Here is a 12,640-nt window from a genome sequence, read left to right on the forward strand (position 1 = left end):
ATGATGTGGCTGCGGACAGCCTATATTGCGGTCGTACTCCTGATCGTCACGCTTGTTTTGCTGCCGCTTCAACTGCTGGGCCTTGCCTTCGACTGGCGGCTCCGCCGCCGCATTCCCCGCGTCTGGCATCGTATCGCCTGCCATGTTCTCGGTATACGCGTGCATGTCCACGGGGAAGTGGAGCGGGCAAAGCCGTTAATGCTCGCGGTCAATCACGCCTCATGGAAAGACATCCTCGTTTTGGGCAGCATTGCCGACGTAGTGTTCATCGCCAAGACCGAGGTGCGCGACTGGCCGGTTTTCGGCTGGCTCGCGCGGCTGCAGAAAAGCATCTTCGTTCAACGCGAGCAGAAACGCAGCACCGGCATGCAGGTGAGCGAGATCGCCAGCCGCATGGCCGATGGCGAGATCGTTGTCCTCTTTCCCGAAGGAACCACCTCGGATGGAAACCGCATGCTGGCCGTCAAATCCTCCCTCTTCGGTGCGGCGTCCACCGCCGCAGAACAGGTACCGGGCAAGCTTGTTTATGTCCAGCCGGTCGCCATCGCCTATACGCGGCTGCATGGCATGGCGATGGGGCGCTACCATCGCGTCATCGCCGCCTGGCCGGGCAGCATCACGCTCGTGCCGCATCTGCTCGGCATCATCAAAGCGGGCGCCATCGATGTCGACGTGACATTTGGTGACAGCGTCCCGTTCCACAGCACCGACAACCGCAAGCGACTGGCGACCGATATCGCCGCCTCCATCCGCTCAATGCTGGCCTTCAGTCTGCGCGGCGGCTGGCGGAATTCGTGAGATCGTAGCTTTTCCGGCATTTTTCTGTTTAATCTGGCCGTGAAAAACACTAGATAGCCGCCATGACCCAGGAAACGCTTGGCCTTGACGCCCCACCCATGATCGCCCGCGAGGGTTCGAACAGCCAGCCCGCATCCATCGCGCGCGATGGGGCAAACAGCAGAAAAGTCTTCATCAAGACTTATGGCTGTCAGATGAACGTCTACGATTCCGTCCGCATGAGCGATGCGCTGGCGAAGGACGGTTATGTTCAGACGGAGGATATGGGCGAGGCGGACCTGGTTCTGCTGAATACCTGTCACATTCGAGAAAAGGCGGCGGAAAAGGTCTACTCCGCGCTTGGCCGCCTGCGGGACATGAAAAAGTCGCGCGAAGAGCAGGGTCGGGAATTCATGATCGGCGTTGCCGGCTGCGTGGCGCAGGCGGAAGGCGAGGAAATCCTTCGCCGGGCGCCCGCCGTGGATGTCGTCATCGGCCCGCAGACCTATCACCGCCTGCCGGAAGCACTGAAACGGGTACGTGGAGGCGAGCGCGTCATCGAGACCGAATACGCGGTTGAGGACAAGTTCGAACACCTGCCGGTTGCCGAGAAATCCACGCTGCGAACGCGCGGTGTTACGGCTTTTTTGACCGTGCAGGAAGGTTGCGACAAGTTCTGTACCTTCTGTGTCGTGCCCTATACGCGCGGTTCGGAGGTTTCCCGTCCCGTGCGCCAGATTGTTGATGAGGCGATGAAGCTTGTCGATGCCGGCGTGCGTGAGATCACGCTGCTCGGGCAGAACGTCAACGCCTGGCAGGGCGAAGGCCCGAAGGGCGAAAAATGGGGCCTTGCCGAACTGCTTTACCGGCTGGCGGAAATTCCGGGCCTTGCGAGGCTTCGCTACACCACCAGCCATCCGCGCGACATGGACGATCGCCTGATCGGCGCCCATCGCGACCTGCGCATCCTGATGCCCTATCTGCATCTGCCGGTTCAGTCCGGTTCGGACCGAATTCTGAAAGCGATGAACCGTCGCCATACGGGCGAGGAATATATCCAGCTTATTGAAAAAATCCGCGTCGCCCGCCCTGATATTGCCATGTCTGGAGACTTTATTGTCGGTTTCCCCGGCGAGACGGATCGCGATTTCGAAGATACGATGGCGATGGTCGAAACGGTGAAGTACGCGCAGGCCTTCTCGTTCAAATACTCCACCCGTCCCGGCACGCCGGGGGCCGACCTCACGGACCAGGTTGCGGAAGACGTGAAGGCCGAGCGGCTGGAAAGATTGCAGGCTCTCTTGCTGCGGCAACAGAAGGAATTTGCCGAATCGCTGGTCGGAAAGACCATGGATGTGCTGCTGGAAAAGCCCGGCCGCATGACTGAGCAGTTGATAGGTCGTTCTCCGTGGCTGCAATCCGTGAATCTTGATGCAAAGACTTTGAAAATCGGTGACATTGTTAATGTACGAATCACCGCAACGGGTCCAAACAGCTTGTTTGCCGAGGTGGCAGAGAGTTAGAGTGGGGAGCCGACACTGATTGGGACAGGAGCCTGACCGCTTGAACGCACACGAATTGGTATCAAATTCATCGCGCCAGCCACGCCAAGCCGCGACCGACGCCAATCACTTCGTCCTCACGTTCGAGAATAACAGGATAGCGGGAGAGCTATTCGGTCAGTTCGATCAGAACCTGAAGCTTCTGGAGCAGCGCCTTAATATCGACGCTCGTCCGCGTGGAAATTCGGTCGCCATCACCGGCGATGTGGTCTCCACCAATCAGGCCCGCCGCGCGCTTGATTTCCTTTATGAGCGTTTGCTGAAGGGTGGCGCCGTCGAGCTTTCTGACGTCGAGGGGGCGATCCGCATGGCCGTCGCAGCGGACGACCAGCTGACGCTGCCGACCATGGAGCGCAAGGCGAAGATTTCCATGGCGCAGATTTCAACGCGCAAGAAAACCATTTCGGCGCGGACGCCCACGCAGGACGTCTATATGCGCGCCTTGGAACAATCCGAACTCGTTTTCGGTGTTGGCCCCGCCGGCACGGGCAAGACCTATCTGGCCGTGGCGCATGCCGCGCAGCTGCTGGAGCGTGGCGCGGTCGATCGCATCATCCTTTCGCGTCCCGCCGTTGAAGCGGGTGAGCGTCTGGGCTTCCTGCCTGGTGACATGAAGGAAAAGGTCGATCCCTATCTCCGCCCGCTTTATGACGCGCTGTATGACATGATGCCCGGAGACAAGGTGGAGCGCGCCATTCAGGCGGGCGTCATAGAAATTGCACCTCTGGCTTTCATGCGCGGCCGCACGCTTGCCAATGCCGCCGTCATTCTGGACGAAGCCCAGAACACGACGACGATGCAGATGAAGATGTTCCTGACGCGCCTTGGCGAAAACGGTCGCATGATTGTGACCGGCGACCCAAGCCAGGTGGACTTGCCGCGCGGCGTGAAGTCTGGCCTCGTGGAAGCCCTGCAGATCCTCACGGATGTGGAAGGCGTGTCCGTTGTGCGGTTCAAGGATGTGGACGTTGTCCGTCACCCGATGGTGGCGCGCATTGTCCGGGCCTATGAATCCCATACGGCTGTGCCGGATGAGAGCCTGCTGAAGGGCGACTGACGAAAAGACAATGACAGCTCTGGATATTCAAATCAGCGTCGAGGCCGAAGGCTGGTCCTCGGAAGAGGACCTGTCTGCCTTTGCGTCAAAGACGCTGGATGCGGCGGTCGATTTTCTGAAGCGGGAAGAGGATCAACCCTTCCCGAAAATGCCGGTCGAGCTCTCGCTGGTCTTCACCGACGATGAAAATATCCGGGAAATCAATGCCGAGTGGCGTGACAAGGACAAGGCGACCAACGTCTTGTCTTTCCCTGCTTTTCCGCTGGAACCGGGCGGAATGCCCGGCCCTATGCTGGGCGATATCGTCGTCGCGAGAGAAACGGTAGAGCGAGAGGCCCTTGAACTTGAGAAGAGTTTCGAGGATCATCTGACCCATCTTCTCGTTCATGGGTTCCTGCATTTGTTTGGTTATGACCACATGGACGAGGAAGAAGCGGAAGAAATGGAGTCGCTTGAGACTCGCATTTTGGCGGTGCTTGGCCTATCTGATCCCTATGCGGGTCAAGAACCGCTTTAAATATTGTCTGGAGCCATGAACGAACATTCTGCACGACCTGCCAATGAGGGCAGAGAAAACGGCGAGCAGTCCTCTTCGGAGGAGGGCAGTAGTCACTTACGTCAGGACTACAATGCCAAACCGAGATCGACCATCTGGTCGCGCATCGCGCGGTTGCTGAAACCGTCTCAGGGTGAGCGCCTGCGCGAGGATCTGACCGACGCGCTAATGGACGACACTGAAATAGGCGCCGCCTTTACGCCCGAAGAACGGGCGATGCTACACAACATCCTCCGTTTCCGTGAGATCAGGGTCGAAGATATCATGATCCCGCGGGTGGATATTGACGGTCTCGATCAGAATATGACGATCGGTGACGCGCTGATTCTGTTTGAGGAAACCGGACGTTCCCGCATGCCGGTTTATGAAGAGACGCTGGACGACCCCAAGGGGATGATCCATATCCGCGATCTGCTTGCCTATGTTGCCAAACAGGCTCGCAACAAGCGCCGGGTGGGATCGCGTGGCGTCGCTTACGGTGAAGTGAAGGCGCCGCGGTCGCCGCGGCCGAATTTCGATCTGGCGCGGGTCGATCTGGAAAAGACGGTTGCTGACGCCGGGCTGGTGCGCAAGATTCTTTTCGCGCCGCCGTCCATGTTGGCCTCCGATCTTCTGAAGACCATGCAGGCCCAGAGAACCCAGCTCGCGGTGGTGATCGATGAATATGGCGGTACCGACGGTCTTGTCAGCCATGAAGACATCGTCGAGATGGTGGTTGGGGACATCGACGACGAGCACGACAAGGACGAGGCGATGTTCTCGCGTCTTTCTGCCGATGTGCTCGTGGCGGATGCCCGCGCGGAACTCACCGAACTTGCCGAGGCTATCGGTCCGGAATTCGACGTGCGCGAACATCTGGAAGAAATCGATACGCTCGGTGGACTCATCTTCTTCGCGCTGGGCCGTATTCCCGCCAAGGGCGAGGTCGTTCGCGCAGTGCCCGGTTTCGAGTTTCAGATCCTCGATGCGGATACGAGGCGTATCAAGGGTGTCCGTATCGTACGCGATCATGGCTCCGAAGGGGAAGACGACCGCGCCCCCGGCGATGCCGGTGAGGTGATTGCATTGCCGCCGCCGGAGACGCGGTTGATAGCCCATCAGCAGAACGTGGATTGAAAGGATAGACGGGTAACCCCCGTCGATCCCGCCGTTTGATCTTCCGGATTCTGCGGGTTCGACTACCCGGGCATGAGATCCCGCTCCATCTGCCCTGCCTGATGTGGACGGCGAATCTTTTTTCCTTTACGTCGAAACAAAGGGAAATTTCGCGGAATGGCTTGTCTGGAGCGGGTTTCCGGATGCGCATGATACGGAGATGGCATGGAGCGTCTTGCAGGCAGGGTGATGCTGGCCGGCGGCATGAGCCGCGCAGTGATGGCGATTGCTGCAGGCGCGGTCGGAGCGCTCGCCCTGCCTCCATTCGGTTTCTTCGCAGCGCTTTTCCTGTCTTTCACTCTGTTGGTCTGGCTGGTGGATGGCTGCACCGGCAAGCCGGGCGGCGGCCTCTTCAGCCGCATCCTTCCCGCTTTTGGTATAGGCTGGTGTTTCGGTCTCGGTTATTTCGTGGCTGGCCTGTGGTGGCTGGGCAACGCGCTTCTGCTTGAAGCGGATGAATTTGCCTGGGCGCTGCCGCTTGCCATCCTTGGGCTTCCGGCCTTTCTGGCGCTGTTTTACGGTTTCGCGGTTGCTGCGGCCAATCTTGTGTGGTCGAACGGTCTAGGCCGGATCGCCGCCCTTGCCGCCGCATTCGGATTTACGGAATGGCTGCGCAGTTTCCTGGCGACGGGCTTTCCGTGGAACGCCATAGGTTACGGCATCATGCCGATCCCGGTCATGATGCAGTCGGCGCATCTGATCGGTCTTTTTGGTGTGACCACGCTAGCCGTTTTCATCTTCGCCTCCCCCGCGCTCATCGCCACGAGAAAAGGCATGTGGCCCGGCCTTTCCCTGGCGGCGCTGCTGCTGGCCAGCCATGTGGGTTATGGCTTCTACCGCCTCCAGACACCCGCGGAGACACCGGCAGATGCGGTGACAGTCAGAATCGTCCAACCGTCCATCGATCAGTCTCGCAAGATGCTGAATGATGACCGCGCCGAGATTTTTGGCGAGCATCTGCGGTTGACAGCCCTGCCTCCGGGCGAAGGCAAAAAGCGCCCCGACATCATTGTCTGGCCCGAAACCTCGGTGCCGTTCATCCTGACGCAAAATCCTGACGCGCTGGCCGAGATCGCAAAGACGCTGCAAGACGGGCAGGTGCTCTTCACCGGAGCCGTCAGGATGGAAGATGCGGGTGCTGGCAGGCCGCCGCGTTATTATAACTCGGTCTACGCCATCGACAGTCAGGGAGAAATCATCGGCGCGACGGACAAGGTCCATCTGACCCCCTTTGGAGAATATGTTCCCTTCGAGGGTATCCTGCGGGAGTTTGGCATTGATAATGTCATCGCCCTGCCCGGGGGCTTTTCAGCAGCCTCTTCGCGCACGCCCCTGACGCTTCCATCCGGAAAGACCTTTTATCCGCTGATCTGTTACGAGATCATTTTTCCCGGTGAGATGACTCCGGCTCTCGCTGGCTCGGCGGCGATCCTCAACGTGACGAATGACGGCTGGTTTGGTGATACGCCTGGGCCGTATCAGCACTTTCTTCAGGCCAGGGTGCGGGCGGTTGAGACGGGTGTGCCGGTGATTCGCGGTGCCAATACGGGTATCTCGGCGGTTATAGACCCTTATGGCCGCATTATTGCCGGATTGGATTACGGTCGGGTGGGCATTGTTGACGCCACTTTGAGTGGTGGGTCAAACGACGCATTTACTTACGACACACATCGGACGTATTTCTGGTTGATTTTTTCCGTGATGATGATCGCTGCGGTATTTCCTGCCTGGAGTTTTGCCCGGCGCCAGAATTGACCGGGAACTCCTGCAATTGCATAGTGAATACGTCAGTCGTAAAACAAGTTTAGCTGCTGTCGAAATACCGGCTCATTTCTTCGAATAGTAATGAAGCGATATATCAACCCATCCGAGTGTCAGGACCGCATGATGACCGAAAATAAGAAAAAGCCTAACCCCATCGACATTCATGTCGGAAGCCGAATTCGTCTTCGCAGAACCATGCTCGGCATGAGCCAGGAAAAACTGGGTGAAAGTCTCGGAATTACCTTTCAGCAAATTCAGAAGTACGAAAAGGGCACGAACCGTGTTGGCGCCAGCCGCCTGCAGAATATCTCGGCGATCCTCAATGTACCGGTTTCCTTTTTTTTCGAAGACGCACCCGGCGATCAGGCTGGCGGTACATCCGGCATGGCGGAAGCCTCGAGCTCCAATTACGTCGTCGACTTCCTGTCTTCGGCTGAAGGTTTGCAGTTGAACCGCGCCTTCGTGAAGATCGCCGACCCGAAAGTCCGTCGCCGTCTGGTAGACCTCGTCAAGGCGCTCGCCGCCGAGGGCGATGCCGAGTAGGGCTCGGCCCCTGCAGCGCAGAAAATTTCCGGCACGGGATGCCGGGCACTCAACGGTCCGCAGGGACCGTTTTTTTGTGCCAGATTAAAAAGGAATTCTCACATAAAGATATATTTATGTGGTTGTGTCCTTGTTTTTCGCGGCCGAAATGACTAACAAACTCGAAGACCGTTCTTTGAGGGGAATCCCGCATGCGTGCCAATTATCTGTTCACCAGCGAGTCCGTGGCCGAGGGTCATCCGGACAAGGTTTGTGATCGTATTTCCGATGAAATCGTGGATCTCATTTACCGTGAAGCGGCCAAAACGGGCGTGGACCCGTGGACCGTGCGCATCGCCTGCGAAACGCTTGCAACGACCAACCGCGTCGTGATTGCGGGCGAGGTTCGGGTTCCCGATACGCTGCTGAAGAAGGACAAGGACGGCAAGGTCCTCAAGGACGCAGCCGGCCATCCGGTTATCAATCCCTCGAAGTTCAAATCCGCCGCCCGCAAGGCTATCCGCGATATTGGCTACGAGCAGGATGGTTTCCACTGGAAGACCGCCAAGATCGACGTTCTCCTGCATCCGCAGTCGGCTGATATCGCGCAGGGTGTGGACAACGCTTCCGACAAGCAGGGCGACGAGGGTGCCGGCGACCAAGGCATCATGTTCGGTTACGCCTGCAAGGAAACGCCTGACCTCATGCCGGCGCCGATCTATTATTCCCACCGTATCCTGCAGCTGCTGGCGACCGCCCGTAAAAGCGGCGAAGGCGAGGCGGCGAAGCTCGGCCCCGACGCCAAGAGCCAGGTGACGGTTCGTTACGTCGACGGCAAGGCTTCCGAAGCCGTGTCCATCGTGCTGTCCACGCAGCATCTCGATGCAAGCTGGGATTCGAAAAAGGTTCGCGCCGTTGTCGAACCCTATATCCGCGAAGCTCTCGGTGATCTGAAGATCGCTGACGACTGCCAGTGGTATATCAACCCGACGGGCAAGTTCGTCATCGGTGGCCCTGATGGCGATGCCGGTCTGACCGGCCGCAAGATCATCGTCGACACCTATGGCGGTGCTGCCCCGCACGGTGGTGGCGCATTCTCGGGCAAGGACACGACCAAGGTCGACCGTTCCGCCGCCTACGCCGCCCGCTACCTCGCCAAGAACGTCGTGGCTGCCGGCCTCGCCGAGCGCTGCACCATTCAGATTTCCTATGCAATCGGCATTGCCCAGCCGCTGTCGATCTATGTCGATCTGCATGGCACCGGTAAGGTCAGCGAAGATCAGGTCGAGGCTGCGATCCGCAAGGTCATGGACCTTTCGCCATCGGGCATTCGCCGTCATCTCGATCTCAACAAGCCGATCTACGCCAAGACGTCTTCCTACGGCCATTTCGGCCGCAAGGCTGGCCGTGACGGCTCCTTCTCCTGGGAGAAGCTCGATCTGGTGAAACCGCTCAAGGAAGCTTTGAGCGCCTAAGCATTTCCAGTAAAAGTGCGTAGCGGTTTTACGTCCGGAAAATGCGTCAACTGGATATCGCGCTTGTTATTTGGCGGCGATTGAGAGATACCGTCACCGAGTTTTGTAACCCGCACAGTGCCTCACGGGGTGCTGTGCGGGTTAAGTCTATTTGGTCTTGAGAGTATGAGATGACGGAAGAACGGCGTTCGCGCGCGACGGAAGCGTTTTTTGGCAGACGCAAGGGCAAGCCTTTGCGCCATCAGCAGGTCGATACGATCGAAAATCTGCTGCCTTTGCTGAAAATCGATCTGGAAAGCGCGCCCCCGCAAAATCTCGCCGCGCTCTTTCCGGCAGATGTGCGATCGATCCGTCTGGAGATCGGTTTCGGCGGTGGCGAACATCTCGCCCACCGCGCGGTCGAAAATCCCGAGACGGGTTTCATCGGTGTCGAACCCTTCGTCAATTCCATGGCCAAACTGCTTGCCACGGTTCGCGAACGTGAACTGATGAATATCCGCCTTTACGACGATGATGCGACGCAGCTGCTCGACTGGCTGCCTGAAGGATCGATCGATCACATCGATCTGCTTTATCCCGATCCCTGGCCGAAAAAGAAGCACTGGAAGCGGCGTTTCGTGTCAGACGTCAATCTCGCCCGTTTCCATCGTGTGTTGAAACCCGGCGGCAAGTTCTGCTTTGCGTCTGACATCGACACTTACGTCAACTGGACGCTGCAACATTGCGCCCGGCATGGCGGCTTTGAATGGACGGCGACAAGCGCTGATGACTGGCGCACGCCCTATGCCAACTGGCCGGGCACGCGTTACGAGAACAAGGCAAAAAGAGAAGGCCGCAGCTCGGCCTATCTCACCTTCATCCGTCGCTAAAGCATTTCAAGTAAAAGTGTGCAGCGGTTTTACGTCCGGAAAATGCGCTAACGGCAAGACCCCTTAAAGGGCCGCGTCAACTTCCGCTGCCTGCGGAATGGAAGGCTGCGCGCCGGCACGCGTGCAGGCGAGCGAGCCTGCGACTGCGGCCCGCTTCAGAGCCCTTTCGAAATCCATTCCCTGATCGAGGCTCGCGGCGAGATATCCGCAGAAGGTATCGCCCGCACCAACCGTATCGACCGGCTCGATCTTCAGGCCGGAAGCCCTGTAGAGCTTGCCATTACGAATGGCGATCACGCCATCCGCACCGAGCGTGACGATCAAAGTCTGGCCGGTCCTCTCGTGAAGGGCCTTGAGTTCGTTTTCCCGCTCGTCGCTGGAGAGGCCACTCTTGCCGATCAGCAGCTCGAACTCGGTTTCATTGGCGATGACGATATCGGCAAGGCCGGCGAGACGCGGTCCGTCCGCGGTCAGCGGTGCTGTGTTGATGACGGTGGTGACGCGTTTCGCCTTTGCGGCCGTCAGTGCAGCTTCGATGGCAGGTGCCGGTATCTCGAACTGCAGCATGAGAATATCGCTTGCAGCCATTTCGGATATGGTCTTTGCCGCGTCCGATGCCGAGACCTCACCATTCGCAGCGGGAATGACCGAGATCATGTTCTCTCCGCCTTCGCCGATCAGGATAACCGCCGTTCCAGTCGGGCCGGGCGCGGTTTTGACCAATGACAGATCGGTTCCCGCGTCGCGCAGCAAGGTTAGTGCTGGAGCGGCAAAGGTGTCATCACCCGCAGCGCCCGCCATCTTGACCGTGGCGCCCGCACGCCGTGCGGCCAGCGCCTGATTGGCTCCCTTGCCGCCGGCGGCCGTGGAGAATGTCTCTCCCGTTACGGTTTCACCGGGCTTGGGCAGACGTTTGGCGGTCGCGACGAGGTCCATGTTGATGGAGCCGAAAACAGTAATCATGGGGCGCTGGGTCCGTATGAAATTTAAGCAAGGCGGCGACTTTGCCCGAGACGATCACTCGTCGTCAACCACCCGCAACTTGGCCGCACCGGCTCGGTTTTCGGCAAAGCGACGCGCCTGTTCGATTTCTCCGTGCGGCGCGTCTTTTTCCGTCGGGGAGAAATCGAGGCCCTCGATTTTCTGTCCGCGCGCCAGTACCTTGTCGGAGGAGATAAGCATCATGTCGACGTCCTTCTGCGCCAGCCCGAAATGGGCCTGCAGCTTCCGCGTCCGATCGTCCAGCCGCCGCACATCGTCCATGAGCAGCGCCACCTCACCCTGAATGAGATGCGCCTGTTCGCGCATGCGCTGGTCTTTGAGCACGGACTGGATGACCTGCACCGACAGCATCAGCAGCGATGGCGAAACGATGACCACCCGGGCGCGGTGGGCGCGCTGCACCAGATACTCGAAATGCTGGTGAATATCGGCGAAAATCGATTCCGACGGCACGAAGATGAAGGCGGTATCCTGTGTCTCGCCGCGAATGAGATATTTCTCGGCGACATCGCGAATATGCACTTCCATGTCCCGGCGGAACTGCTGCACGGCGGCGCGTTTGGTTTCCGGCGTCTCGTCCGCCTTGATGGCGTTCCATGCTTCCAGCGGAAACTTGGCATCGATGACGAGCGGCGGCGCATTGTTTGGCATCTTGATGGTGCAGTCCGGTCGGTAACCATTGGAAAGTGTCGGCTGCAGCTGGAAGGCACCCGGCGGCAGGGCGTCGGCGATCAGCGTCTCCATGCGCGCCTGTCCGAAGGCTCCGCGTGTCTGCTTGTTGGAAAGTATCGCCTGAAGCCCGACCACGTCCTTGGCCAGATCCTGAATATTGCCCTGTGCGGCATCGATGACCGCCAGGCGCTCCTGAAGGCGGCTCAGATTTTCATGGGTAGACCGGGTCTGCTCCGTCAGCGTTTCGCCCAGCCGCTGCGACATGCCATCAAGACGCTGGTTCAGCGTCTGGCTCATCTCCGTCTGACGCGTGCCGAGCGTTTCCGCCATGGCCGCGATCCGGCCATGCAGTTCGGACTGGGTTTTGAGCAGGTCGGAGATCTCGCCATCGGCCCCAGCTTTCTTCGACCGGTTCGCCGTCACAAGCCATGTAACGACAAGGCCGAAAATCGCGGCAGCGAGAAGCGCGCCGAAGCTGATATCGACTGAGCCGGCCCGCAGCGCGGGTTGAAGGAGAACGGAGAAGTCTATGTTCATGACTAAATCTAGCAGATTTCGATTGATTCGGAAGATCAAAACAAGAACATTCCTGCGGCGGAAATGAGTCCGGCAGAACGGATGCCGCGAGCCGTTTTCATCGTCGTGTTTTTTATTTCCTCCGCGCGAGAGATACGTTATGGGAAGCCATGACCATCAAACCGCTTATCATTTTGCCCGATCCCGTGCTGCGCCAGCAATCGAAGCCCATCGAAAAGGTGGATGCCGAGGTGCTGCGTTTGGCGGACGACATGCTGGAAACGATGTATGATGCCCCCGGCATCGGCCTTGCCGCCATCCAGATCGGTGTGCCGCGCCGGTTGCTGGTGATCGATGTTGCGCGTGAAGGCGAAGAAAAGACCCCGATCGTCTTCATCAATCCGGAAATCCTCAAGGTTTCCGATGACATTTCCACCTATGAGGAAGGCTGTCTCTCGATTCCCGATTATTATGCCGAGGTGGAGCGCCCTGCGTCGCTCACGGTGCAATATGTCGGTCGTGACGGCAAGCAGCAGACGGTCGAGGCGGATGGTCTGCTGGCAACCTGCCTTCAGCATGAGATCGATCACCTGAATGGTGTTCTGTTCATCGACCATATCTCGCGGTTGAAGCGGGACATGGTCATCAAGAAATTCACGAAAGCAGCCCGCGCAAAAGTCTGATCCGTCGCACAGCTGACGGAGCGGAAGACA

12 protein-coding genes are annotated in these 12,640 nt (G+C 58.6%); 10 read left to right on the plus strand and 2 right to left on the minus strand.

Annotated elements, in window-relative coordinates; genetic code table 11:
- The 9 genes from AGR2A_RS03135 to trmB all read left to right on the plus strand — a co-directional run bounded on the left by AGR2A_RS03135 (position 1) and on the right by trmB (position 9,737).
- Positions 1-798 (plus strand): lysophospholipid acyltransferase family protein, encoded by a 798-nt coding sequence (locus AGR2A_RS03135; RefSeq protein ID WP_045532949.1) that lies wholly within the window; start codon positions 1-3, stop codon positions 796-798.
- Positions 799-860: 62 nt separating this feature from the next.
- Positions 861-2,300 carry a tRNA (N6-isopentenyl adenosine(37)-C2)-methylthiotransferase MiaB gene (gene miaB, locus AGR2A_RS03140; RefSeq protein WP_072493878.1) on the plus strand — a complete coding sequence of 480 codons (1,440 nt, stop codon included), beginning with the start codon at positions 861-863 and terminating at the stop codon, positions 2,298-2,300.
- Between the two features lie 40 nt (positions 2,301-2,340).
- The gene (locus tag AGR2A_RS03145) at positions 2,341-3,396 is read left to right on the plus strand and encodes a PhoH family protein (RefSeq protein ID WP_004439610.1); all 1,056 of its coding nucleotides are present in this window, start codon (positions 2,341-2,343) and stop codon (positions 3,394-3,396) included.
- 10 nt (positions 3,397-3,406) lie between these two features.
- Positions 3,407-3,913, plus strand: a complete 507-nt coding sequence (gene ybeY, locus AGR2A_RS03150; RefSeq protein ID WP_006698908.1) for an rRNA maturation RNase YbeY — start codon at positions 3,407-3,409, stop codon at positions 3,911-3,913.
- A 15-nt stretch (positions 3,914-3,928) separates the two neighbouring features.
- A complete protein-coding gene (locus AGR2A_RS03155) occupies positions 3,929-5,068 on the plus strand; it encodes a hemolysin family protein (RefSeq protein ID WP_004439615.1) in 1,140 nt (379 codons plus the stop codon).
- A gap of 204 nt (positions 5,069-5,272) precedes the next feature.
- Positions 5,273-6,862, plus strand: coding sequence for an apolipoprotein N-acyltransferase (gene lnt / locus AGR2A_RS03160; protein ID WP_072493879.1), 1,590 nt, complete (start codon positions 5,273-5,275; stop codon positions 6,860-6,862).
- A gap of 132 nt (positions 6,863-6,994) precedes the next feature.
- The gene (locus tag AGR2A_RS03165) at positions 6,995-7,414 is read left to right on the plus strand and encodes a helix-turn-helix domain-containing protein (protein ID WP_004439621.1); all 420 of its coding nucleotides are present in this window, start codon (positions 6,995-6,997) and stop codon (positions 7,412-7,414) included.
- Positions 7,415-7,605: 191 nt separating this feature from the next.
- Positions 7,606-8,868 carry a methionine adenosyltransferase gene (metK, locus tag AGR2A_RS03170; RefSeq protein ID WP_004439623.1) on the plus strand — a complete coding sequence of 421 codons (1,263 nt, stop codon included), beginning with the start codon at positions 7,606-7,608 and terminating at the stop codon, positions 8,866-8,868.
- A gap of 170 nt (positions 8,869-9,038) precedes the next feature.
- On the plus strand, positions 9,039-9,737 hold the full coding sequence (trmB, locus tag AGR2A_RS03175) for a tRNA (guanosine(46)-N7)-methyltransferase TrmB (RefSeq protein WP_072493880.1): 699 nt from the start codon (positions 9,039-9,041) through the stop codon (positions 9,735-9,737).
- 63 nt (positions 9,738-9,800) lie between these two features.
- Here the strand turns inward: trmB and AGR2A_RS03180 are convergent, their stop codons facing one another.
- Both AGR2A_RS03180 and AGR2A_RS03185 read right to left on the minus strand, forming a co-directional pair.
- On the minus strand, positions 9,801-10,700 hold the full coding sequence (locus AGR2A_RS03180) for a ribokinase (protein ID WP_072493881.1): 900 nt from the start codon (positions 10,698-10,700) through the stop codon (positions 9,801-9,803).
- 54 nt (positions 10,701-10,754) lie between these two features.
- Positions 10,755-11,948 carry a DNA recombination protein RmuC gene (locus tag AGR2A_RS03185; protein ID WP_072493882.1) on the minus strand — a complete coding sequence of 398 codons (1,194 nt, stop codon included), beginning with the start codon at positions 11,946-11,948 and terminating at the stop codon, positions 10,755-10,757.
- A 149-nt stretch (positions 11,949-12,097) separates the two neighbouring features.
- Here AGR2A_RS03185 and def point away from each other — a divergent pair, with 149 nt between their 5' ends.
- Positions 12,098-12,610 carry a peptide deformylase gene (def, locus tag AGR2A_RS03190; protein ID WP_004439632.1) on the plus strand — a complete coding sequence of 171 codons (513 nt, stop codon included), beginning with the start codon at positions 12,098-12,100 and terminating at the stop codon, positions 12,608-12,610.
- Positions 12,611-12,640: the final 30 nt, after the last annotated feature.

It is taken from the genome of Agrobacterium genomosp. 2 str. CFBP 5494 (assembly GCF_900013495.1).
GTDB classification, from domain to species: Bacteria; Pseudomonadota; Alphaproteobacteria; order Rhizobiales; family Rhizobiaceae; genus Agrobacterium; species Agrobacterium pusense.